Source organism: Streptomyces sp. DSM 40868, assembly GCF_011820545.1.
GTDB lineage: Bacteria > Actinomycetota > Actinomycetes > Streptomycetales > Streptomycetaceae > Streptomyces > Streptomyces eurythermus.
On the sequence record NZ_CP050504.1, the window covers coordinates 1181678 to 1204008 of the forward strand.

21 protein-coding genes are annotated in these 22331 nt (G+C 73.5%); 13 read left to right on the top strand and 8 right to left on the bottom strand.

Features of this window, described 5'->3' with window-relative positions; translation table 11 throughout:
• Positions 1-202 precede the first annotated feature (202 nt).
• The gene (locus tag HB370_RS05120) at positions 203-661 is read left to right on the top strand and encodes a cyclic nucleotide-binding domain-containing protein (RefSeq protein WP_030783714.1); all 459 of its coding nucleotides are present in this window, start codon (positions 203-205) and stop codon (positions 659-661) included.
• A 9-nt stretch (positions 662-670) separates the two neighbouring features.
• Here the strand turns inward: HB370_RS05120 and HB370_RS05125 are convergent, their stop codons facing one another.
• On the bottom strand, positions 671-1972 hold the full coding sequence (locus tag HB370_RS05125; protein ID WP_030783717.1) for an MFS transporter: 1302 nt from the start codon (positions 1970-1972) through the stop codon (positions 671-673).
• Between the two features lie 108 nt (positions 1973-2080).
• Complete coding sequence (locus HB370_RS05130) at positions 2081-2695, bottom strand: LysE/ArgO family amino acid transporter (RefSeq protein ID WP_030783721.1); 615 nt, start codon at positions 2693-2695, stop codon at positions 2081-2083.
• Positions 2696-2761: 66 nt separating this feature from the next.
• On the opposite strand from HB370_RS05130, the gene HB370_RS05135 reads away from it, so the two are divergent.
• Positions 2762-3649: a LysR family transcriptional regulator ArgP gene (locus tag HB370_RS05135; RefSeq protein ID WP_030783724.1), complete on the top strand. Its 888-nt coding sequence runs from the start codon at positions 2762-2764 to the stop codon at positions 3647-3649.
• A gap of 483 nt (positions 3650-4132) precedes the next feature.
• Complete coding sequence (locus HB370_RS05140; protein WP_030783727.1) at positions 4133-4387, top strand: WhiB family transcriptional regulator; 255 nt, start codon at positions 4133-4135, stop codon at positions 4385-4387.
• 76 nt (positions 4388-4463) lie between these two features.
• Here HB370_RS05140 and HB370_RS05145 read toward each other — a convergent pair whose 3' ends face one another.
• A complete protein-coding gene (locus tag HB370_RS05145; RefSeq protein ID WP_030783729.1) occupies positions 4464-4913 on the bottom strand; it encodes a DUF6098 family protein in 450 nt (149 codons plus the stop codon).
• Between the two features lie 125 nt (positions 4914-5038).
• Positions 5039-6472 (bottom strand): M1 family metallopeptidase, encoded by a 1434-nt coding sequence (locus HB370_RS05150; RefSeq protein WP_030783733.1) that lies wholly within the window; start codon positions 6470-6472, stop codon positions 5039-5041.
• A 169-nt stretch (positions 6473-6641) separates the two neighbouring features.
• On the opposite strand from HB370_RS05150, the gene HB370_RS05155 reads away from it, so the two are divergent.
• On the top strand, positions 6642-6992 hold the full coding sequence (locus HB370_RS05155) for a DUF488 family protein (protein WP_030783736.1): 351 nt from the start codon (positions 6642-6644) through the stop codon (positions 6990-6992).
• Between the two features lie 92 nt (positions 6993-7084).
• Here the strand turns inward: HB370_RS05155 and HB370_RS05160 are convergent, their stop codons facing one another.
• Both HB370_RS05160 and HB370_RS05165 read right to left on the bottom strand, forming a co-directional pair.
• On the bottom strand, positions 7085-8758 hold the full coding sequence (locus HB370_RS05160) for an FAD-binding dehydrogenase (RefSeq protein ID WP_030783739.1): 1674 nt from the start codon (positions 8756-8758) through the stop codon (positions 7085-7087).
• Positions 8759-8944: 186 nt separating this feature from the next.
• The gene (locus HB370_RS05165; RefSeq protein ID WP_030783742.1) at positions 8945-9574 is read right to left on the bottom strand and encodes a TetR/AcrR family transcriptional regulator; all 630 of its coding nucleotides are present in this window, start codon (positions 9572-9574) and stop codon (positions 8945-8947) included.
• Between the two features lie 135 nt (positions 9575-9709).
• Between HB370_RS05165 and HB370_RS05170 the strand changes: the two genes are divergently transcribed.
• The 3 genes from HB370_RS05170 to HB370_RS05180 all read left to right on the top strand — a co-directional run bounded on the left by HB370_RS05170 (position 9710) and on the right by HB370_RS05180 (position 12503).
• Entirely contained in the window at positions 9710-10339 is a 630-nt protein-coding gene (locus HB370_RS05170) for an alpha-ketoglutarate-dependent dioxygenase AlkB (RefSeq protein WP_030783745.1), read from the top strand.
• 84 nt (positions 10340-10423) lie between these two features.
• Positions 10424-11176 (top strand): MBL fold metallo-hydrolase, encoded by a 753-nt coding sequence (locus tag HB370_RS05175; RefSeq protein WP_030783748.1) that lies wholly within the window; start codon positions 10424-10426, stop codon positions 11174-11176.
• Between the two features lie 91 nt (positions 11177-11267).
• Positions 11268-12503, top strand: a complete 1236-nt coding sequence (locus tag HB370_RS05180) for a DUF4032 domain-containing protein (protein WP_030783751.1) — start codon at positions 11268-11270, stop codon at positions 12501-12503.
• 6 nt (positions 12504-12509) lie between these two features.
• Here the strand turns inward: HB370_RS05180 and HB370_RS05185 are convergent, their stop codons facing one another.
• Positions 12510-13376 (bottom strand): universal stress protein, encoded by an 867-nt coding sequence (locus HB370_RS05185; protein WP_030783754.1) that lies wholly within the window; start codon positions 13374-13376, stop codon positions 12510-12512.
• A gap of 147 nt (positions 13377-13523) precedes the next feature.
• Here HB370_RS05185 and HB370_RS05190 point away from each other — a divergent pair, with 147 nt between their 5' ends.
• From HB370_RS05190 to HB370_RS05200, 3 genes are read left to right on the top strand one after another with little or no spacing between them, the layout of a single operon-like run.
• A complete protein-coding gene (locus HB370_RS05190; RefSeq protein WP_030783757.1) occupies positions 13524-15200 on the top strand; it encodes an FAD-dependent oxidoreductase in 1677 nt (558 codons plus the stop codon).
• Positions 15197-16648: an ATP-binding protein gene (locus tag HB370_RS05195; RefSeq protein ID WP_030783761.1), complete on the top strand. Its 1452-nt coding sequence runs from the start codon at positions 15197-15199 to the stop codon at positions 16646-16648. The genes HB370_RS05190 and HB370_RS05195 overlap by 4 nt, the downstream gene beginning before the upstream one ends.
• Positions 16645-17004 (top strand): UBP-type zinc finger domain-containing protein, encoded by a 360-nt coding sequence (locus HB370_RS05200; RefSeq protein WP_030783764.1) that lies wholly within the window; start codon positions 16645-16647, stop codon positions 17002-17004. The genes HB370_RS05195 and HB370_RS05200 overlap by 4 nt, the downstream gene beginning before the upstream one ends.
• A 72-nt stretch (positions 17005-17076) precedes the next feature.
• Here the strand turns inward: HB370_RS05200 and HB370_RS05205 are convergent, their stop codons facing one another.
• Positions 17077-18864 (bottom strand): M4 family metallopeptidase, encoded by a 1788-nt coding sequence (locus HB370_RS05205; RefSeq protein ID WP_030783767.1) that lies wholly within the window; start codon positions 18862-18864, stop codon positions 17077-17079.
• Positions 18865-19188: 324 nt separating this feature from the next.
• Between HB370_RS05205 and HB370_RS05210 the strand changes: the two genes are divergently transcribed.
• The 3 genes from HB370_RS05210 (at position 19189) to HB370_RS05220 (ending at position 22296) form a co-directional block, all read left to right on the top strand.
• Positions 19189-20442: a serine hydrolase domain-containing protein gene (locus HB370_RS05210; RefSeq protein WP_244405427.1), complete on the top strand. Its 1254-nt coding sequence runs from the start codon at positions 19189-19191 to the stop codon at positions 20440-20442.
• A gap of 71 nt (positions 20443-20513) precedes the next feature.
• Positions 20514-21191 carry an AIM24 family protein gene (locus HB370_RS05215; protein WP_030783771.1) on the top strand — a complete coding sequence of 226 codons (678 nt, stop codon included), beginning with the start codon at positions 20514-20516 and terminating at the stop codon, positions 21189-21191.
• Between the two features lie 145 nt (positions 21192-21336).
• On the top strand, positions 21337-22296 hold the full coding sequence (locus tag HB370_RS05220) for a threonine/serine dehydratase (RefSeq protein ID WP_030783773.1): 960 nt from the start codon (positions 21337-21339) through the stop codon (positions 22294-22296).
• The last annotated feature ends 35 nt before the right edge of the window (positions 22297-22331 follow it).

Below are 22331 nucleotides of genomic sequence, written 5' to 3' on the forward strand. Positions count from 1 at the left end.
CCTCCATGCGTCACCACATACGGCCCTGGCTGGTTTCCCCCGTCCAGCCAGGGCTTTTTCCTGCCCTCGCACGGCCGGGGGACGGCGGGCGTCCCGCCTCGAGGTGCCCGGGGCGGCGGCAGCGGCTGAAATGGGCTTAAGACGCCGTTCGTCCCAGCACAGCACCCGCACCGCAACCGCCGCCGGCGAGGAGCCCCGCGCCATGACCAAAGCGATCAAACTGCTCACCGCCCTCCCCCAGGCGCAGCGCGAGCGCCTGATGGAGGTGGCCGAGGAGGTCTCCTTCCCGGAGGACAGCCGCATCTTCGAGGCGGGCGGCACGGCCGACCGGTTCTGGGTGATCCGCTCGGGCGCGGTCCACCTGGACACCCAGGTCACCCCCCGGCAGCGGGTGACCGTGGCCACACTCGGCGCGGGCGACCTGCTCGGCTGGTCCTGGCTGTTCCCGCCGTACGAGTGGGACTTCGGCGCGGTGGCCTTCACCGACGTGCGCGCCTACCAGTTCGACGGGCCGTCGGTGCTCGCGCTGTGCGTGGAGGACCCGCTGCTCGGGCTGTCGGTGGTGCGGACGGTGGCCGAGATCCTCGCCCACCGGCTGGAGACGACCCGCGGAAAGCTGATGGAGCAGTACACGATGCGACGGCGGGTCGGCCCCCTCTAGGTCCTGTCGTCAGACGCGGTAGCGGCGCAGTGCCGGGACGGTGCCGACCAGGGTCAGCATCGCCACCACGACCAGGGCGCCGCCGCCCGCGACGGCGGCGCGCGGGCCGAAGGCGGCTCCGGCGGTGCCGTGCAGGACGTCGGCCAGCCTCGGCCCGCCGGCGACGACCACCGTGAACACCCCCTGCATCCGGCCGCGCATCTCGTCGGTCGCGGCCGACAGCAGGATGGCGCCGCGGAACACCATCGAGACCATGTCGGCGACCCCTGCCAGGGCGAGGAAGACCACCGCGACCCAGAGGTTGCCGCTCAGTCCGAACCCGGCGATGGCCACGCCCCAGCCGACGACCGCCCCGGCTACCATCCAGCCGTGCCGGCGGGCCCGCGAGAACGCGCCGGAGAACAGACCGCCGAGCACCGCGCCGACCGGGATGCCGGCGAACAGCACACCGAGCGCCAGACCCTCGCCGTAGGAGCCGTAGGTCTCCGCGGCCAGCTGCGGGAACAGGGCGCGGGGCATGCCGAACACCATGGCGACGATGTCGGCGAGGAAGGACAGCAGCAGCACCTTGTGCCGGGAGATGTACCGGAACCCGTCGGCGATCTCGCGCAGCCCGGCCCGGCGGGTGCCGCTCCCGCCGAGCGGCGGCAGGGCGGGCAGCCGGAAGACGGCCCACACGGTCACGCACAGCGCGAGCGCGTCGATCAGATACAGCTCCGGCAGCCCGAGCACCGGTATCAGCGCGCCGGCGAGCAGCGGGCCGGCCACCAGCGCGGTCTGCATCACCGTCGAGCCGAGCGCGTTCGCGGCCGGCAGCTGCTCGGCCGGGACCAGCCGGGCTATGGAGGCGCTGCGGGCGGGCGCGTTGAGCCCGAAGAACGCCTGTTGCAGCGCGAGCAGCACCATGAGCACGAGGACCGAGTCCAGGCCGGTGACGGCCTGCGCCCAGAACAGCAGCGAGGTCACCGCGATGCCGGTGTTGGTCACCAGCAGCAGCTTGCGCCGGTCGACGGCGTCGGCGACCGCCCCGCCCCACAGCGCGAAGGCGACCATGGGCACCAGTCCGGCCAGGCTCGCGTAGCCGACCCAGGCCGAGGAGTGGGTGATGTCGTAGATCTGCTTGGGTACGGCGACGGCGGTCAGCTGGCTGCCGACGGAGGTGACGATGGTCGACGACCACAGCCGCCGGTAGGCGGGGATGCGCAGGGGGCGGGTGTCCATCGCCCAGCGGCGCCAGCCGCGCCGGGGCGGTTCCCCGGCCGCCGGCGCGCCGGTCGTGGTCTCGGTGCTGCTGCTCTCACTGGTGTCCACGGGTGTCCTGGTTGCTCGTTACATCTTTTCGCTTCGAGAGGCTAACTATCTCAGCGGCAGCCGGTGGACATCGAACGGGTTCCGGTGTGGACATCGAACGGATTGCGGTCAGGCCCCGGCGACCAGGCTCACCCCGAGCACCAGCATGGTGGCGGCGACCAGGCCGTCGAGCACCCGCCAGGCGCCGGGCCGGGCCAGGTACCGGCCGAGCAGCCGGGCGCCGAAGCCGAGGGCGGTGAACCAGCACAGGCTGGCGAACGCGGCGCCGAGCCCGAACGTCCAGCGCAGCGGGCCCCGGTCGGCGGCCAGCGAGCCGAGCAGGAACACGGTGTCCAGATAGACGTGCGGGTTCAGCCAGGTCATCGCCAGGCAGGTGAGCACGGCCCGGCGCCGGGAGCCGGCCGCCTCGCCCTCCGCGGTGAGCCCGGTGCCCGGCCTGAGCACCCGGCGGGCGGCGAGGACGCCGTAGCCCAGCAGGAACAGGCCGCCGACGACGCCGACCGCGCGCAGCGCGCCGGGCCAGGCCACGACGACCGCGCCGACCCCGCCGACGCCGAGCGCGATGAGCGCCGCGTCGGACAGGGCGCAGATGCCGACCACGGTGAGGACGGCGTGCCGGCGCACCCCCTGCCGCAGGACGAAGGCGTTCTGGGCGCCGATGGCGACGATCAGGGAGAGTCCGGTGCCGAATCCGGCGGCAGCGGCGGTCAGGGCGTGGTTCATACCGAAGACGCTAGGGACAGCGCGGTCTCAAGTACAGCTAATGATTTTTACGTACCATTAGTACGCGTGATGACAGAGCTTCCCCTGGAACAGGTGCGCACCCTGCTGGCCGTGGTGGACGAGGGCACCTTCGACGCGGCCGCCGCCGCGCTGCATGTGACACCGTCGGCGGTCAGTCAGCGGGTCAAGGCGCTGGAACAGCGCACCGGCCGGGTGCTGCTCCAGCGCACCAGACCGGTGCGGCCCACGGAGTCCGGCGCGGTGCTGGTGCGGTTCGCCCGGCAGCTCGCCCGGCTGGAGCGGGACGCCTGGGGCGAGCTGGGGCTGGACGGCACCGGGGAGCCGACCCGGGTGTCGGTCGCGGTGAACGCGGACTCGCTGGCGACCTGGTTCCTGCCGGTCCTGACCCGGGTCCCGGACGTCTGCTTCGAACTGCACCGGGAGGACGAGGACCACACGGCGGCGCTGCTGCGCGAGGGCCTGGTGATGGCGGCGGTGACCTCCTTGCCCGACCCGGTCCCCGGCTGCGCGGTCCGCCCGCTGGGCCGGATGCGGTATCTGCCGGTGGCCGCGCCGGAGTTCGTCGCGGACCGGCTGGCGGGACGGCCGCCGGCACAGGCGCTGGACCGGGCGCCCGTGGTGGTCTTCGACCGCAAGGACGACTTCCAGGACGGCTTCGCCCGCCGGCTCGGCCATGCCTCGGCCGGCCCGTTCCGGCACCAGGTGCCCACCTCGGAGGGGTTCCTCGACGCGGTCGCCGCGGGGCTGGGCTGGGGCATGCTGCCGGAGGCCCAGGCCGGGCCGCTGCTGGAGCGCGGACGGCTGACCGTGCTCGTCCCGGGCGAGCACGTGGACATCGCCCTCTACTGGCAGCAGTGGAAACTCGACTCCCCCGCGCTGGCGGCCCTGGCCGACGCGGTGACGGCCGCGGCGGCGCGGGCGCTGCGCCACTGAGAGGCGCCGCGGGGGCCGCCCGACTGCCCGGCGGGGCGGCCGGCCAGGTCCGCCCGGGGCCGTGGGAACCGCCTGACGGGGGCGCCCCGTCGCGCCCGCCGGCGGCCACCCGAACTTGCCGACAGGGGGCGCCCCGTCACACCCGCCGGCGGCCACCCGAACTTGCCGACAGGGGGCGCCCCGTCACACCCGCCGGGGGCCGACCGAACCACCCGACAGCAGACGCCCCGTCACACCCGCCACGGCCCACGCGAACCACCCGACGGGAGGCGGCCCCTCGCACGCGCCAAGCCCCGCCCGCCCCCGCTGCCCTGCCGGTCGGCCGTCAACGGCCGGACGCATGGCCGGTGTCCGGATCCCGGGAGGCCATCTTCCCCGGATCGCCAGGCGGTTGTGCCGTTTCACGTTCTCCCGACCGGTGACCCGGACGCGAGAACGCTTACGACAGGCACGGACGACTTCGACCGATCCAGGAGATTTCCGATGGACAACTGGCGCGAACATGCCGCGTGCCGCCACGAGGATCCCGATCTTTTCTTCCCCGTCGGGACCACCGGCCCGGCGCAGGTCCAGACCGAGCGGGCGAAGGCGGTGTGCGGGCGCTGCCCGGTCCGCGAGCAGTGCCTGGACTGGGCGCTGGACACCAGCCAGACCATCGGCGTCTGGGGCGGCACCACGGAGCTGGAGCGCCGGGCGCTGCACCGGCGCCGGGCCCGCTCCCGGCCCCGCTCCGGCTGACCGCCGGCCCGGCCGGACCCGGCGGTGTCCGGGGGCGTCGGCGGTCTTCCCGCCGCGGGGACCCCCGCCGCGCGGCTCAGCCGCCCTTGCGGCGCAGGGTCCCCCACTCCCGCTCCTGACGGGTCACCTCGTCCCGGGCCGCCTCGATCACGTTCTCGGCGATCCAGCACAGCGGCTCGACGTCGGCAACGAGCGGCTCGTTGTCGGGGCCCCGGCCGGTCTCCCGGCCTCTGAGCACCCAGGGCCGCACACCGGGCCCCTTGTCGTGCGGCAGGTGCGCGTAGTCGTAGAGCCGACGGGCCACCCACAGCTCGACCGACCGGCCGTTCCACCACTCCTCCACGTCGAGCGGGTTGGCGGACAGCCCGGGCATGGGCACGCCGGTCAGCTCGTCGATGCTGGACACCTTGTGGAGATCGGTGCCGGGCCCCTTGGACCACCGCACGTACAGGCCCCGGTGGCGTCGCACCAGACCCGCCGCGTCGGCGAGCGTGGTCACGACCGGCAGGTCGTCCGGTGCGCTCATGGCTTGACCTCCCTGTGCTGCGCTTACGCGACGCGACCGGAGTACCCCGGCCGCGCCCCGGAAATCGGACGTCGGCGTTCCGCCCGGCTCCCGGTGCCGGTCCGCCCCTGTGCCGGTCCCGGTTCTCAGGCGCGGTCCGGCTTGCCCGGCGCGTACAGCCAGGTCTGGAACAGCCCCTTCAGCCGCTTGCCCGAGATCCGCTCGGCCAGCGTGACGAACCGGGCGGTGGTGCCGTGTCCGCCGCGGTGCCCGTCCGCCCAGGCGCGCAGGACGCGGAAGAAGTCCCGGTCGCCGACGGCCCGCCGCAGCGCGTGCAGGGCCATGGCGCCGCGCTCGTAGACGGGTGTGCCGAAGAGGCGCTTGCCGCTGCCCGGGTCGCCGGGCGGGTAGGCCCACAGGGCGTCGCCGCCGGGGCGGGCGTAGAGCGTGTCGAAGGTCCGCTGGGCGCTCGGGCCGCCGTGCTGCTCGGAGTAGAGCCACTCGGCGTAGGTGGCGAAGCCCTCGTTGAGCCAGATGTCCTGCCAGGCGGTGAGCGAGACGGAGTCGCCGAACCACTGGTGGGCACTCTCGTGGACGAGGGTGCCGAGGCCGGGCGCGAAGGCGTAGACCGGGCGGGTCTGGGTCTCCAGGGCGTAGCCGACGTCCGGGGCGTGGTCGACGAGGGAGCCGGCCGCGCGGAACGGGTACGGCCCGAAGAGCCGGCTCCCCCACTCCAGCACGTCCGGCAGCTTCTTCAGCACGGGCGCGGCGGCGCGCGCCTCGCGGGGGTCCACGGCGTTGTACACCTGGATGCCGTCGCGGGTGGTGTACCGCTCGGTGCGGAACCTGCCGATGGTGGCGGTGGCCAGGTAGGCGGCCATCGGCTCGGTCTGACGCCAGCGGAAGGTGGTCCTGCCGTGGGCGGTGCGCTGTCCGAGGAGGACGCCGTTGGCGACGGCGGTGTGGCCCCGCGGCACGGTGAGCGTGAAGTCGTACGACGCCTTGTCCTTGGGGTGGCCGTTCGCCGGGAACCAGGTCATGGCGCCCTGGGGTTGGCCGGCGACGAAGGCGCCGTCGTCGGTGGGGATCCAGCCGTCCGGTGAGCCGTCGGGGTCGGTGACCGGCCCGGGGGTGCCGTGGTAGGCGACGGCGACGCGGAAGTCCCGGCCCTTGGTCCGCGCGGTGGGCGGGGTGACGACGAGTTCCCGTCCGTCGCGGGCGAAGCGGGCGGCCCGGCCGTCGACCGTGACCCGGGTGACGGTCAGCCCGGACAGGTCGAGGTCGAAGCGGGTCAGGCGCTGGGTGGCGCGGGCGGTGAGGACCGCGGTGCCGTCGAGGCGCCGGGCGGCGGGGTCGTGACGGAGCGTCAGGTCGTAGTGGCGCACGTCGTAGCCGCCGTTGCCGCTGAGCGGGAAGTACGGGTCGCCCGCACCCGCCGCGCCGGTGGTGCCGGGTGCCGTGGGTCCGGCACCGCCCGGGACCGCGGCCCCGGTGGTGGCGAGGAGCGCGGCCAGGGCGACGGGGACGGTGGCGAAGACGGCGGTACGGCGGCGGACGGGCTGTCTGCGCGGTGGCGTCACATGCGCTCCTCGGGGAGTGGCCGGTGATCGACTGGCCGTCAGCGTAGGCGGGCCGGCGCCCCGGATTCGCCCTCCTTCCGTTCAGGTCGTGCCGCGTCGCCGCCCGGTGGGCGGTGCGGTGCGCAGTACGCTCGCGGCACCGTCCCCGCCCCGGAAGGAGCCCCGTGCCGTGAGCGTGCGCCTGCGCCGGATCTACGAACCGCCCGAGCCCGACGACGGTCTGCGCGTGCTGGTGGACCGGCTGTGGCCGCGCGGCCTCGCCAAGGACGAGGCGCACGTGGACGAGTGGCCGAAGGGGCTGACGCCGTCGGCGGAGCTGCGCAAGTGGTACCACGCGGGCGAGGGGTCGTACGAGGAGTTCCGCCGCCGCTACGAGGCGGAGCTGGACGCGCCGGAGGCCGCCGGTCTGCTCGACGGCCTGCGCGCGTCGGCCCGTGAGGGGCGCGTGACCCTGCTGACGGCGTCGAAGCGACCGGAGGAGAGCCACGCGCGGGTCCTGCTGGAGCTGCTCCAGGGCTGACGGGCGGCCCGGGTACGAGGCCGGGGGCCGGGCGGCCCTGGTGCGAGGCCGGGGGTCAGCCCGTGGGCCGGGCGGCCCTGGAGCGGCCGGGTTCAGCCCGTGTGCCGGGCCGCGTGCCGGCCCGCCGCCCGGCCGGAGAACAGGCAGCCGCCGAGGAAGGTGCCCTCCAGGGCGTTGTAGCCGTGCACCCCGCCGCCGCCGAAGCCGGCGACCTCGCCCGCCGCGTACAGTCCCTCGATGGGGGTGCCGTCGGTGCCGAGGGCCCGGGAGTCCAGGTCGGTCTGGATGCCACCGAGGGTCTTGCGGGTCAGCACGTGCAGCCGGACGCCGATGAGGGGGCCCGCGGCCGGATCGAGGATGCGGTGCGGGGCGGCGACCCGGCCGAGCCGGTCGCCGATGTAGCGGCGGGCGTTGCGGATGCCCTGGACCTGGGCGTCCTTGCTGTAGGGGTTGGCGATCTGCGCGTCCCGGGCCTCGATCTGGCGGCGCACCTCTGCGGCGTCCAGCAGCCGCTCGCCGGTCAGGCCGTTCATCTTCTCCACCAGCCGTTCCAGGCCGTCCGCGGTGACGAAGTCCTCGCCCTTGTCCAGGAAGGCGCGCACGGGCGCCGGGGCGCCCTTGCCGAGCAGCCGGTCGCGCAGCACGGCCTTGCGGTCCCTGGCGGTGATGTCGGGGTTCTGCTCGGAGCCGGAGAGCGCGAACTCCTTCTCGATGATCTTCCGGGTGAGGATGAACCAGGAGTGGTCGTAGCCGGCGATGTCCTCGGTGGTGCGCAGGTACTTCAGGGTGCCGAGCGTGTCGTAACCGGGCAGACAGGGGTCGGGCAGGCGGCGGCCGAGGGCGTCGAGCCAGATGGACGACGGTCCGGGCAGGATGCGGATGCCGTGGCCGGGCCAGATCGGGTCCCAGTTGCGCAGGCCCTCGGTGTAGTGCCACATGCGGTCGCGGTTGACGAGCCGTACGCCGGCCTCGGCGCTGATGTCGAGCATGCGGCCGTCGACGTAGGCCGGGACGCCGGTGACCATCCGGGCGGGGGGCGTGCCGAGCCGCTCGGGCCAGTACCGGCGGACGATGGCGTGGTCGGCTCCGATGCCGCCGGTGGTCACGACGACGGCCTGGGCGGTCAGTTCGAAGTCGCCTGCGCGGTCGCGGCCGGAGGCGACGCCGCGCGGGGAGTCGTCGGGGGTGAGCAGAGTGCCGCGCACCCCGCGTGCCGTGCCGCCCTCGACGATCAGTTCGTCCACCCGGTGCCGGTGGTGGAAGGTCAGCAGTCCGTCCCGGGCGGCCTGCCGGGCGGAGCGGACGAAGGGCTCGACCACGCCGGTGCCGGTGCCCCAGGCGATGTGGAAGCGGGGCACGGAGTTGCCGTGCCCGTCGGCCCGCAGGTCGCCGCGCTCGGCCCAGCCGACGGTGGGCAGCAGCTCGATGCCGTGCCCGGCGAGCCAGGACCGCTTCTCCCCCGCCGCCCACTCGACGTACGCGCGGGCCCAGCGCACCGCCCACGAGTCCTCGTCCGCGAGCCGGTCGAAGCGCGCGCTGCCCTGCCAGTCGCTCCAGGCGAGGCCGAAGGAGTCCTTGATGCCGAGGCGGCGCTGCTCGGGCGAGTCGACGAGGAAGAGCCCGCCGAGGGACCAGAATGCCTGGCCGCCGAGGTTGGCGGCGTTCTCCTGGTCGACCAGGGCCACCCGGCGGCCCCGGCTGGTGAGTTCGTGCGCGGCGACGAGCCCGGCGAGGCCCGCTCCGACGACGATGACGTCCGCGTCCATGGTGTGTGTCCTTTCCTCGGGGGTGCTCGTCGGGGACCTGCTCGTCGGGGACCTGGGGGCGCTCTTCGGCGGGGCTCCTTGGAGCTTCCTGGCGGGCCTCGGGGGCTCGCGGGGCTCGGGAGGTCGGCGGACCTCCGGGGGCTCCGGCGGCCCTCGGCGGTGTTCGTCGGCGGGCTCGTTCCGGGGTTACGACGGGACGCGGCTGCCGTCCGTCAGCAGCGCGGTGAGCAGCCGTGCCAGCCAGGCCCGGGCGGCCTCGACGTCCCGGTCCAGCAGCAGCTGGGTGGTGACGCCGTCGTAGGCGGCGACCACGGCGCGCGCGGCGGCGTCCGCGTCGCCGAGGACCGCGGGCAGCGCGGTGTGCCCCCGGGCCCGGGCGAGCCGGTCGGCGATGGCCGCGCGGAGCCGGTCCCGGTGGTCGAGCAGGGCGCGGGCGACGGCCGGGTCCCGGGCGGCGTGCACCAGGAAGTCGGTCTTCACCAGCAGCCAGTCCACGTCGAGCAGCAGCACCTCGGTGACCCGGTCCACGGAGGCGGGCACGTCCAGGTCCGGCCCGTCCTGGGCGAGCGCGTCGGCGACCTGGCCGGCGATCAGGTCCGCGCGCTCCCGGTAGAGGGCGAAGAACAGCTCGTCCAGGGTGGCGAAGTTGGAGTAGAAGGCGCCCCGGCTGAATCCGGCCGCCTCGCAGACCTCCTCGATGGTGACCCGCCCGAACCCCTTCGCCGCGAACACGGCGAACGCGGCGTCGAGCAGCCGGGCCCGGGTGTGCGCCCGGCGCCGGGTGACGCGCGCGGGTGACCGTTCCGCCGGTTCCATCCGACCGTCCTCTCGTTCGATACGCGAATGTATCGAATACATCCATGTATCGAAAGGGCTCGGAGTATCGAAAGGCTCGAACGTCACCGGTGATCAAATGGAACAGAGTTTCGATTAACGGAGTAGGCTGGCGCCATGGCCACGCACCTCCAGGGCTCCCTGTTCGACCAGACCGACGAGCTGCGGCTCGGCCCGCTGGACGGGCTGCGCCGGACCGAGCTCGGTGCGGGGGCCTGGATCGACGTCCTCCCGGGCTGGCTGAGCGGGGCCGACGCGCTGTTCGAACGGCTCGCGGCCGAGGTGCCGTGGCGGGCGGAGCGCCGGAAGATGTACGACAACGTGGTCGCCGTACCCCGGCTGCTGGCCCACTACGGCGAGGGGGACCCGCTCCCCCACCCCGTCCTGGACGAGGCCCGCGCCGCGCTCTCCCGGCACTACGCCGAGGAGCTGGGCGAGCCGTTCACGACCGCCGGGCTGTGCTTCTACCGGGACGGCCGGGACAGCGTGGCCTGGCACGGGGACCGCATCGGACGGGGCGCCCGCGAGGACACCATGGTCGCGATCCTCTCCGTCGGCGCGCCCCGCGACCTGCTGCTGCGCCCGGCGGGCGGCGGCGGCCCGACGGTGCGCCGGCCGCTCGGGCACGGCGACCTGATCGTGATGGGCGGCTCCTGCCAGCGCACCTGGGAACACTGCGTCCCCAAGACCGCCCGGGCCGCCGGACCGCGCATCAGCGTCCAGTTCCGGCCGCACGGCGTACGGTGACCGGCCGGTGCCGCCCTTGCGCGGGGAGGCGGCCCGTCTGATTGGCTGTCCTTCCACCAACGATCACAGGGGCTCGGGGAGAACATGCGGGCAGAGGTACGCCAAGTCGCCGACGGCACTTACCTGGTGCACGGCAACAACGTCAACTGGGTGATCCTCAAGGAGGGCGACGCCGTCACCCTCGTGGACACCGGCTATCCGGGGGACCGCCCGGCCCTGCTGGAATCGCTCGCGGAGGTGGGCGCCTCCCCGGAGGCGGTCGCCGCCGTGCTGATCACCCACGCGCACAACGACCATCTGGGCTCGGCCGAGTACCTGCGCGCGGCCCACGGCACGCCGGTGTACCTGCACCCGGCGGAAGTACCGCACGCGCGGCGGGACTTCCTCCAGCAGGCCACCATCGGCGACGTCATACGCAACGCCTGGCGGCCCGGGGTCGTGCCCTGGGCGGTGCACGTCATCAAGGCCGGCGGCACCGAGCAGCACCCGGTCACCGCGCCCGAGCCGTTCCCGGCGGCCGACGGAGCCCCGCTGGACCTGCCCGGCCGCCCCGTGCCCGTGCACACGCCCGGCCACACCGACGGCCACTGCGTCTACCACCTGCCCGCGGCGGGCATCGTCATCTCCGGGGACGCGCTGGTCAGCGGGCACGCCACCTCGCGGATCAAGGGCCCGCAGATCCTGCCCGACTTCTTCCACCACGAACGCGCCCGGGTCGTGGCCTCCTTGGACCTGATCGGCGCGCTCGACGGGGACGTCCTGCTGCCGGGCCACGGCCCGGTGCACCGGGGCCCGGTGCGCGCGGCGGCCGAGCGGGCCCGGGAGCGGGCCTCGTAGAGCCGCGCGAGCGGCGCCCCGGAACGCCGGCGGGAGGGCGCCCCGGGTACGGCCTCCTGGAACACCCGTGCGGGGCCTTAGGGTTCGTGTCATGTCCTTGCAGATCAGCGCCACGAACCCGGAGCACCCCGCGCTCCTGCTCGCCCTGCCCTGGGACACCCCGCTGGAGGAGTGGCCCGAGGAGTACCTCGTGCCGCTCCCGCGCGGCATCTCCCGGCACGTGGTGCGCTACGCGCACGCCGGTGACGAGGTGATCGCCGTCAAGGAGCTGGCCGAGCGGCCCGCGGTGCGCGAGTACGGGCTGCTGCGCGACCTGGACCGGCTCGGCATCCCCGCCGTCGACGCGCTCGCCGTGGTCACCGGCCGCACCGACCGCTCGGGCGCCCCGCTGGAGCCGGTCCTGATCACCCGGCATCTGCGCGGCTCGATGCCGTACCGGTCGATGTTCGAGACGACCATGCGCCCGGCGACCATGCACCGGCTGATGGACGCCCTCGCCGTGCTGCTGGTCCGCCTCCACCTGGCCGGGTTCGCCTGGGGCGACTGTTCGCTGTCCAACACCCTGTTCCGGCGCGACGCGGGCGCCTTCGCGGCCTATCTGGTCGACGCCGAGACCGGCGAGCTGCACCCGCGGCTCAGCCCCGGGCAGCGGGACTACGACCTCGACCTCGCCCGCGTGAACATCAGCGGCGAGCTGCTGGACCTGGAGGCGTCCGGTGCGCTGCACCCGTCGGTGGACCCGGTCGAGTTCGGCCACGAGATCTGCACCCGCTACCAGGGGCTGTGGCGGGAACTGACCCGCACCTCGGTGTATCCGGCGGGCAAGTACCACTACATCGAGCGCCGGATCCGCCGGCTGAACGACCTCGGTTTCGACGTGGCCGAGATGCAGATCGAGCACTCCTCCAACGGCGACACGGTCACCTTCGTGCCGAAGGTCGTGGACGCCGGCCACCACCAGCGGCAGCTGCTGCGGCTGACCGGCCTGGACACCGAGGAGAACCAGGCGCGGCGGCTGCTGAGCGACCTGGAGAGCTGGATGGCCACCCAGGACGACTACGCCCCGGACGACCCCCTCGCGGCCCGGCCGGAAGTGCTGGCCCACCGCTGGGTCCGGGACGTGTTCCGGCCCACCGTGCGCGCCGTGCCCCCGGAGCTGCGCGGCACGATGGACCCCGCGGAGATCTACCACCAGCTGCTCGAACACCGCTGGTACCTGTCCGAGCGCGCCCAGCACGACATCGGACTGGACACCGCCGTGCAGGACTACATCGAGAACGTCCTGCCCCGGGCCCGCGCCACGCTGGAGCCGGCCGAGCCCGAGTAGGTCAGGTCAGTCGTGCGGGACCACGGCCACCGGGCAGCCGGCGTGGTGCAGCACCCCGTGCGCCACCGAGCCGATCCGGGCGCCGACGGCCGTACGGTGCGCCCGGCGGCCGACGACCATCAGCTGGGCCCGGTCCGCCGCCGCCAGCAGCACCTGCCCGGCGCTGCCCATCTCGACGTGCTCGGCGACGGGCACCTCGGGGTACCGCTCCCGCCAGGGCCGCACGGCATCGGCCAGCGCCTGCTTCTCGTACGGTTCGAGCCCGCCCGCCTCGTCCAGCAGCCGCAGCGAACCCGGGCTGTAGGCGAAGACCGGCGGCAGGGTCCAGGCCCGGACGACCCGTACGGCGGCGCCCCGGGCCGCCGCCGTGGCGAACGCGAACCGCAGCGCCGCCGCGCTGTCCTCGGGGCCGCCCTGCTGGCCGACCACCACGTCCCGGCCGGCCGCCTCCGCCGCCGGTTCGTCCCCGGCCCGCACCAGCACCACCGGCCGGGCGGCCTCGGCGATCACCTGCTGACCCACCGAGCCGAGCAGGAACCCGACGACGGGCCCGTGCCCGCGTGAGCCGAGCACCAGCATCTCGGCCCCGGCCGCGGCCCCGGCCAGCGCGTCCGCGGCCCCGCCCTCCACCACGTCGGTGGTCACCGTGAGCCCCGGGTGCCGCTCCGCGACGGAGCGCACGGCGTCCTCCACGCCCTGCGCGACCCACCCGTGCTGGGTGTCCCGGTCGGCCGCGGCCAGCGCCTCGGCGTACCGCCAGGCGTGCACCACGCGCAGCGGCAGGCCCCGGCGAACGGCCTCCCTGGCCGCCCAGTCCAGCGCGGCCACACTCTCCTGCGTACCGTCCACCCCTGCCGTGATCGGGCGTGTCATCCGTGGGCCTCCTCGTCGTCCCGCGCGCACGAGCCTGTCGTCGTGTGCACATGATCATGGTGCCCGCTCCCGGCCCCGGTTACCGGAGCGGCCCGGTGCGATCGAACATACGATGGCCTGGTACCGGTGACATGGGTGGGGAGTCGTATGGCACAGGCCGCCGAGACCGCGCGGACCGTCATCCTGACCGTGGACGACGACCCGGGGGTCTCCCGTGCCGTCGCCCGCGACCTCAGGCGGCGCTACGGCGGGTCGTACCGCGTCGTGCGCGCCGAGTCCGGCGAGTCCGCGCTCGCCGCGCTGCGCGAGCTGAAGCTGCGCGGGGACCTGGTGGCGGTGATCCTGGCCGACTACCGCATGCCCCGGATGAACGGCATCGAGTTCCTGGAACAGGCCTTGGACGTGTACCCGGGCGCGCGCCGGGTGCTGCTGACCGCGTACGCGGACACGCACGCGGCGATCGACGCCATCAACGTCGTCGACCTCGACCACTATCTCCTCAAGCCCTGGGACCCGCCCGAGGAGAAGCTCTACCCGGTCCTCGACGACCTCCTCCAGGCGTGGCGCTCCAGCGCGTACAAGCCGGTGCCCAGCACCAAGGTCGTCGGGCACCGCTGGTCGGCGCGGTCCTCGGCGGTGCGCGAGTTCCTGGCCCGCAACCAGGTGCCGTACCGCTGGTACTCGGTGGAGGAGCCGGAGGGGCGGCGGCTGCTGGCCGCCGCCGGACAGGACGGGCAGCGGCTGCCGCTGGTGGTGACCCCGGACGGCACGGCCCTGGTGGCGCCCGAGGCGCCCGAGCTGGCGGCGCGGGTGGGGCTGGCGACGACACCGGCGGCCGACTTCTACGACCTGGTGGTGATCGGCGGCGGCCCGGCCGGGCTCGGTGCGGCCGTGTACGGAGCCTCCGAGGGCCTGAGGACGGTGCTGGTGGAGCGGTCGGCGACCGGCGGGCAGGCCGGGCAGAGTTCACGGATCGAGAACTATCTCGGCTTCCCCGACGGGGTCTCCGGCGCCCAGCTCACCGACCGGGCGCGGCGGCAGGCGGCCAAGTTCGGCGCCGAACTGCTGACCGCCCGCGAGGTCACAGGACTCGAGGCGGGCGGCGCCGCCCGGATCGTACGGTTCGCGGACGGCTCGGCGATCGCCGCGCACAGCGTGATCCTGGCGACCGGGGTGCAGTACCGGCAGCTGCCGGCCGCGGGCTGCGCGGACCTGACCGGGTGCGGGGTGTTCTACGGCTCGGCGCTGACCGAGGCCGCCTCCTGCGAGGGGCAGGACGTGTACATCGTCGGCGGTGCCAACTCGGCGGGCCAGGCGGCGATGTACCTGTCCCGGTTCGCCAAGTCGGTGACGCTGCTGGTGCGCGGCCCCGATCTGTCGGCGTCGATGTCGCACTACCTGATCCAGCAGATCGAGGACGCTCCCAACATCTCGGTGCGCTGCCACACGGTGGTCGACGAGGCGCACGGCACCGGGCGGCTGGAAGAGCTGACGCTGCGTCACACGGTGACCGGCGAGCGCGAACGGGTCGGCGCCCGCTGGATGTTCGTGTTCATCGGCGCCGCCCCGCTGACCGACTGGCTGGGCGAGACGGTGCTGCGCGACGAGCGCGGATTCATCCTGGCCGGGCCCGACCTGACCGCCGACGGACGGCCGCCGGCCGGCTGGGAGCTGGACCGGCCGCCGTACCACCTGGAGACCAGCGTGCCCGGCGTGTTCGTCGCCGGGGACGCGCGGGCCGAGTCCGCCAAGCGGGTCGCGTCCGCCGTCGGAGAGGGAGCCATGGCCGTGATGCTCGTCCACCGGTATCTGGAGCAGTCGTGAGCGGGCGGGCCCTGCCGTGCAGCCCCGGGGAGATCGGCTCCCTGTTCCTCTTCGAGAAGCTGAGCCCCGAGCAGCTCGGCCGGCTGTGCGCGGCGGGCCGGGTGGAGCTGTTCGAGCCCGGCCCGGTGTACACCGAGGGCGACCCGGCCACCTGCTTCTTCGTGATGATCGAGGGCACGGTGGTGCTGTCCCGGCGGGTCGGCGCCGACGAGGTGGAGGTCACCCGGACCTCGCAGCGCGGGGTGTACGCGGGCGCGATGCAGGCCTACCTCGGCGACCGGGTGCGGCAGGTCTACCGCAACTCGATGCGGGTCACCGAGCCGACGCGGTTCTTCGTGCTGCCGGCGGACACCTTCGCGGACGTGATGCGCGAGTGGTTCCCGATGGCCGTGCACCTGCTGGAGGGCCTGTTCTTCGGCTCGAAGAACCTCCAGGCGGTGATCGGGCAGCGGGAACGGCTGCTGGCGCTGGGCTCGTTGTCGGCCGGGCTCACGCACGAGCTGAACAACCCGGCGGCGGCAGCGGTCCGGGCGACGGCCACGCTGCGCGAGCGGGTCGCGAAGATGCGGCACAAACTCGGCCTGATCGCCGAGGGCCCCTTCTCCCGGGAGGCGCTGGCGAGCCTGGTGGAGATCCAGGAACGGACCGCGGAGCGGGTGGCGAAGGCGCCGGCGCTCAGCCCGCTGGAGGCGTCCGACCGGGAGGACGCGCTCACCGACTGGCTGGAGGAGCACGGCATCGGCCACGGCTGGCAGCTGGCGCCCGCCTTCGTGCAGGCCGGACTCGACGTGGACTGGCTGGAGCGGGTCGCGGCGGCGGTGGGTGAGGAGATCCTGCCGAACGCGGTGGGCTGGCTCAACTACACCGTCGAGACCGAGCTGTTGATGAACGAGATCGAGGACTCCACCGCCCGCATCTCGCACCTGGTCGACGCGGCCAAGCAGTACGCGCAACTGGACCGGGCGCCGTACCGGGTGGTGGACGTGCACGAACTCCTCGACAGCACGCTGCTGATGCTGTCCGGGAAGCTGGGGCCGGGCATCGAGGTCGTCAAGGACTACGACCGGGCGCTGCCGCCGGTGCCCGCCTATCCGGCGGAGCTGAACCAGGTGTGGACCAACCTCGTCGACAACGCCGTGTCCGCGATGAACGGCGCGGGCGGGCAGGGCACCCTGACCGTGCGGACGGCACGCGACCACGAGCGGCTGCTGGTGGAGTTCCGGGACACCGGGCCCGGGATCCCTCCGGAGATCAAGGACCGGATCTTCGACCCCTTCTTCACCACCAAGCCGGTCGGCGAGGGCACCGGGCTGGGCCTGGACATCTCCTGGCGGATCGTCGTCAACAAGCACCACGGCAGCCTGCGGGCGGAGTCGGTGCCCGGCGACACCCGCTTCCAGGTGCTGCTGCCACTGACCGCCGAACCGCCCGAGGAGGAGCCGGTATGAACGACACCGAGGGAGTCGGGGGAATCGATCCGGCCGTGCCGCCGAGCGGGCCGGGCTGCGTGGAGTGCGAGGAGGCGGGCGGCTGGTGGTTCCATCTGCGCCGCTGCGCGCGGTGCGGGCACATCGGCTGCTGCGACGACTCCCCCTCCCGGCACGCCACCGCCCACTTCCGGGCGACCGGGCACCCGGTGATCCGCAGTTTCGAGCCGGGCGAGAGCTGGTTCTGGAACTACGCCACCGAGGAGCTGTACACCTCCGGACCCGAGCTCGCTCCCCCGGCGAGCCGTCCCGCCGGCCAGCCGGTGCCGGGTCCGGCGGGGCGGGTGCCCGACGACTGGGCGCGGAACCTGCGCTGACGCGGGAGCGGACGGGCGGATGCCCCGCGCGGGGCGGGGCATCCGGTGGTGCTGGGGTTCCCGTGCCGTCCGTCAGTGGCGGGCGCGCGGGGTGTTGGCGGCGGTGACGTTCACCGCCGCCCAGGACTTGTCGACCGTCTTGTACTCGGTGCTGTTCGCGCCGTACAGGTCCTTGGCCGCCTTCAGCGTCGCGGTGCGCGCCTGGTGGAAGTCGGTGCTGGAGACCATGTAGCGGGTGAGCGCCCGGTAGTAGATGGCGGTCGCCTTGGCCCGGCCGATGCCCTTGACCTGGAGGTTGCGGTAGGTCGGCGAGTTGTATTCGACACCGCCGATCTTCTTCTTGCCGCTGCCCTCGGCGAGCAGGTAGTAGGCGTGCGAGGAGACACCGGAACCCGCGTGCACCTCCATGTCGTAGAGCTTCGGCGACCAGTAGTCGACGGTGCCCTCGAGCTTGTCCAGCGACGGGCGGTCCAGGCGGCGCAGGAACTTCTGCGCGAGGCCCAGCTTCTCGCCGACCAGGTAGTCCGGGGTGTCCTTCGCGTTCTTGGCGTAGAACTCGACGTTCGAGCCGAAGATGTCCGCGAGCGACTCGTTCAGCGAGCCGGGCTCGCCGTACTGGTTGCCGTCGGCGTCGACGAAGGTCGGCTGGAGGTTGGCGGTCGCCTCCACCACGCCGTGGGTCAGCTCGTGACCCGTGACGTCGAGGACGACGAGCGGCTTCTTGAACATCTGGCCGTCGCCGTCGCCGTACAGCATGCAGTTGCAGGTGGGGTCCCAGAAGGCGTTGGCGACCTTCTTGCCCCAGTGGACCATCGCCTGGGCGGCCTTGCTGTTGTTGCGGATGCCCTTGCGCTGGAACGTGGACTTGTAGAAGTCCAGCGTCTTGGTGACGCCGTACTGGGCGTCGGCGGCGACCGTGACCCGGCTGCTGGTCGCGCCGTTGCCCCACACGTTGGTCGTGTTGGTGAACTTCGCGCCGGAGCCGAACTTCTCGGTGTACGAGCCCTTGGCATCCCGGGTCTCGGTGCCGTACCGGTTCGGGTCCTTGAGCTGGTAGTGACCGCGCGAGGTCTGCGTCGTGGTGAGGCCGACGTTGCCCACGAAGAGGGTCTTGCCGGTGCCCTTGGCGGCCGACGGGTAACGCGTGGCGCCGGTGGCGCCCGAGCCGGCCAGGCCGGAGGCGGCCGCGGCGGAAGCGGTGCCGGTGGCCGGGTCGAGGGTCTCGCCGCGCTCGCGCAGGGCGTCGAGCAGCTTCGGCGACAGGAACTCGTCCCGGGTGGGCGTGTTGCTGCGCACCTTGCCGCTGACCGCGTCGACGACGACCGTGCGGGCGGTGTCCCGGTCGGTGACGGTGACCTGGTAGGCGAGCGCGGAGGCGCCGCCCCGGGCGTCCACCACGAGCCGGGCGCCGCTCGCGTCGCCCTTCGCGGCCCGGGCGGCCGTGGCGGCGGCCTGGGCGGCCGTCAGCTTCGCCTTGGCGGCGGCGGGCTTGACCGTGTGACCGGCCGCGCGGGTCGCACCGGCGTAGCCGAGCTTGCCGTCGAGGTGGACGACGAGGTCGCCGCCGAGCACCGGCAGGCCGTTGTGGGTGCGGACGAAGCGGACGTGCCGCGCGCCCTCGGGGTCGAGCATGACGTCCTGGGCGTGCAGTTCGTCGCCCTGGGAGACGCCGGTCGCCGAGGCGTGCGCGAAGGCCGCGGTGCGCGCGGCCTCCACCACCACCGCGGCGTTCGAGGAGGCCGAGGCGGTGGCGTGCCGCTCCCCCGTGCCGGGACCCGCGAAGGCCGTACCGGCCAGGCCGGTGGCAGCCGTCGCCACCGCGACGGCCACCGCCACGGTGCGTATGTGCGGTCTACGCAATCTGATCAGGGTTCCTTCGTACGCAGGCGGCCGAGGTCGTCAACCGCCTTGAGACATGGCGCGGTTGGGCGCCACGGGGGCTGGTCTGGCCCCGGGGACAACCCTTGCCGATCAGTCATGGGCACGTAAAGCCGGAATGATCCATTTCGTGAACCTCTATGGCAATCCTTTACACATGAGAGCCACAGAGTGATCACAACATGACCCCTCGTGTGTCGACTGGGGAGACGGGGTTCTTGTCGCCTAGGTTCCCAGGGCGGAGTGTGACCGATATCGCATCAGTAACCGACCGGACGGAAGTGGGTAGGGATGGTCTCGGCAACTATGGGACGGGCAGGGGTACTCGGCGCGGTCGCGCTGTCGCTGCTCGCGGTCCCGGCACGGGCGGCGACGGGGACACCGGACACCCAGGCGGCGGCACGGCAAGCAGCGGCAACTCCCGCGGCGGTGGGACGGCAGGCAGCGGCGACGGCGGCACGCCAGGCGGCGACGGCGGCGGCACGGCTGGCAGCGACGGCGCCGCGCGGCCCGGCCGCGGCGGCGCTGCCGGCACCCGACACCGCGGGCCTCGCCGCGGTGTTGCGCTCGGCGGTGGCCCAGGGGGCGCCGGGGGCGCTGGCCCGGATCGACGACCACGGCCGGACCTACCGGGTCACCCGCGGTGTCGCCGACCGCGGCACCGGACGGGCCATCAGCACCGCTGACCGGTTCCGGATCGGCAGCGTCACCAAGACCTTCACGACGGTGGTGCTGCTCCAACTCGTCGACGAACACCGGCTCGCCCTGGACGCGCCGGTCAACCGCTATCTGCCGGGCCTGCTGCCGGACGACCGGATCACCGTGCGCCATCTGCTGAGCCACCGCAGCGGGCTGTACGACTACAGCGACGACATGTTCGCCGCGAGCGTCTCCGGCTTCGAGGCCGTCCGCAAAAAGGTCTTCACCTACCGGCAGTTGGTCGCCCTCTCCCTGAAGAAGCCCCGCACCAACGCGCCCGGCGCCGCATACTCCTACTCCAACACCAACTTCGTCGTCGCCGGGCTGCTCGTCGAGAAGCTCACCGGGCAGCCGGTGCGAACCGCCTACCAGAACCGGATCGTCAAGCCGCTGAAGCTGACCGACACCTTCTACGTCCACCCGGACACCGCGATCCCGGGCCGGCACACCCGCGGATACCTGACCCCGGACCGCGCGGGCGCCCCGCTGGTCGACGCGACCGCCCAGACCGTCTCCTGGGCGCAGAGCGCCGGGGCGGTCATCTCCAGCGCCCGGGACCTCGACGTCTTCTACGGCGCGCTGCTCAAGGGCAGGCTGCTGTCCGCCGCGCGGCTCGCCGACATGGAGCGGTTCACCAAGGTGAACAGCACGACGGCGTACGGCCTCGGGCTGCGGCGGCGCGATCTGTCCTGCGGGGTGTCGGTGTACGGGCACACGGGCGCGGTGCAGGGCTACTACACCTACGCCTTCGGCACGAAGGACGGCGGGCGGACCCTCACGGCCATGGCGAACACCTCGAACAACGCCAAGGTGCTCAACACCCTGGCCGGGGCGCTGGAGTCGGCGTTCTGCGGGAAGTGACCGGCGGGTGGCCCGGCCGACACGCTCGGTGATCTTGGCGGAATCAGACCGTCCGGGACACCATGCCCTGCATGAAGGGTGATCTCTTTTCCAGTCAGCACGTGGTGCAGCCGGCCGTGACGCCGGGAATGTCCGTCGAGAACGCCAAGTGCGTCAAGTACGCGGTGAACGGCGAGATGTACGCCCGGCAGGGCGCGATGGTCGCCTACCGCGGCGACTTGGTGTTCGAGCGCAAGGGGCAGGGCGTCGGCGGCATGCTCAAGCGTGCGGTGACCGGTGAGGGACTGCCCCTGATGGCGGTGCGCGGACAAGGCGAGGCCTGGTTCGCGCACGAGGCGCAGAACTGCTTCATCGTCGACGTCGAGCCCGGTGACCAGTTCACCGTCAACGGCCGCAACGTGCTGTGTTTCGACGCGTCGCTGTCGTACGAGATCAAGACGGTGAAGGGGTCGGGCATCACCGGCGGCGGCCTGTTCAACAGCGTGTTCACCGGACAGGGCCGGCTCGGTCTGGTCTGCGAGGGCAACCCGCTGGTCATCCCCGTGTCCGAACAGGCGCCGGTGTACGTCGACACGGACGCGGTGGTGGGCTGGACCACGCATCTGCGGACCTCGCTGCACCGCTCGCAGTCCCTCGGCTCGATGCTGCGCGGCGGTTCCGGCGAGGCCGTGCAGCTGATGTTCCAGGGCGAGGGGTTCGTGGTGGTGCGCCCGAGCGAGCTGACGCCCCAGAAGAGCCAGCAGCACTGAGTCCGCCGGCACCGGGGCGCCGGAGGCGGCCATGATCCGGAACGCCGTTGACCGCCGCCCTCCCGGCGGGTCAAGGTGCGAGCGGTACGGCTCCCGACCCGTGCCGGAAGGATGAAGCGTCTTGAACGACATCTCGGACAGCGCCCTGATCGGCCTGGCGGACATCGAAGCCGCCGCCCGGCACATCGCCGGCCACGTCGTCCGCACACCGACGGTGCCGAGCCCCGGGCTCACCGCCCTGCTCGGCGTCCCCGTCACCGCCAAGCTCGAACTGCTCCAGCGCACCGGCTCGTTCAAGGCGCGCGGGGCCACGGCGAAGCTGCTGTCGCTGAGCGCGGCCGAGCGGGCGGCGGGCGTGGTCGCGGTGAGCGGCGGCAACCACGGGATCGCGCTCGCGGTGATGGCGGCGGCCCTCGACGTGAAGGCGACCGTCGTCATGCCGCGCACCGCCCCCGCCCGCTCCCTCGCGCTCGTCGAGGAGGCCGGGGCGTCGGTGCGCGTGACCGACGGCATGGACAGCGCCTTCGAACTGGTGACGCGGTTGCGGGACGAGGGGCTGACCCTGGTCCACCCGTTCGACGACCCGGCCCTGATCGCCGGGCAGGGCACCGTGGGACTGGAGCTGGCCGAGGACGCCGGGGAGCTGACCGATGTCGTCGTCAGCGTGGGCGGCGGCGGTCTGATCGCCGGGGTCGCGGCGGCCCTGCGCGCGCGGCGGCCGGGGGTACGGGTGTGGGGCGTGGAGACCGAGGGCGCGGAGGCGATGTCCGGCGCGCTCCAGGCGGGCGGCCCGGTGCGGGTGCCGTTGTCGTCCCTGGTCACCACGTTGAGCGCGCCCTCGGTGTCACGGCTGACGTACGACCATGTGTCGGCCCTCGTCGAGGAGGTCCTGGTGGTGCCGGACCGGGACGCGGTACGGGGCTGTCTGGATCTCGCCGACCACGCCAAGGTGTGGGCCGAGCCGGCGGCGGGCTGTCTGCTGCCCGCGGCCCGGCAGGTGGTGGAGCGGGTCGGTGACGGCGCCCGGATCGGGCTCGTGCTGTGCGGCGGCAACACCACCCCGCCGGAAATCATGGGCTGGGCCAACCGGTTCGGGCTGCTGTGAGGGCCCGCCGGAGATCCACGCCGGCCGCCTCCGCC

Coding starts and splice junctions, on each gene's coding strand:
- HB370_RS05120 (WP_030783714.1), top strand. CDS start 203: ATGACCAAAGCGATCAAACTGCTCACCGCCCTCCCCCAGGCGCAGCGC.
- HB370_RS05130 (WP_030783721.1), bottom strand. CDS start 2,695: ATGAACCACGCCCTGACCGCCGCTGCCGCCGGATTCGGCACCGGACTC.
- HB370_RS05140 (WP_030783727.1), top strand. CDS start 4,133: ATGGACAACTGGCGCGAACATGCCGCGTGCCGCCACGAGGATCCCGAT.
- HB370_RS05145 (WP_030783729.1), bottom strand. CDS start 4,913: ATGAGCGCACCGGACGACCTGCCGGTCGTGACCACGCTCGCCGACGCG.
- HB370_RS05160 (WP_030783739.1), bottom strand. CDS start 8,758: ATGGACGCGGACGTCATCGTCGTCGGAGCGGGCCTCGCCGGGCTCGTC.
- HB370_RS05165 (WP_030783742.1), bottom strand. CDS start 9,574: ATGGAACCGGCGGAACGGTCACCCGCGCGCGTCACCCGGCGCCGGGCG.
- HB370_RS05170 (WP_030783745.1), top strand. CDS start 9,710: ATGGCCACGCACCTCCAGGGCTCCCTGTTCGACCAGACCGACGAGCTG.
- HB370_RS05175 (WP_030783748.1), top strand. CDS start 10,424: ATGCGGGCAGAGGTACGCCAAGTCGCCGACGGCACTTACCTGGTGCAC.
- HB370_RS05180 (WP_030783751.1), top strand. CDS start 11,268: ATGTCCTTGCAGATCAGCGCCACGAACCCGGAGCACCCCGCGCTCCTG.
- HB370_RS05185 (WP_030783754.1), bottom strand. CDS start 13,376: ATGACACGCCCGATCACGGCAGGGGTGGACGGTACGCAGGAGAGTGTG.
- HB370_RS05190 (WP_030783757.1), top strand. CDS start 13,524: ATGGCACAGGCCGCCGAGACCGCGCGGACCGTCATCCTGACCGTGGAC.
- HB370_RS05200 (WP_030783764.1), top strand. CDS start 16,645: ATGAACGACACCGAGGGAGTCGGGGGAATCGATCCGGCCGTGCCGCCG.
- HB370_RS05210 (WP_244405427.1), top strand. CDS start 19,189: ATGGGACGGGCAGGGGTACTCGGCGCGGTCGCGCTGTCGCTGCTCGCG.
- HB370_RS05215 (WP_030783771.1), top strand. CDS start 20,514: ATGAAGGGTGATCTCTTTTCCAGTCAGCACGTGGTGCAGCCGGCCGTG.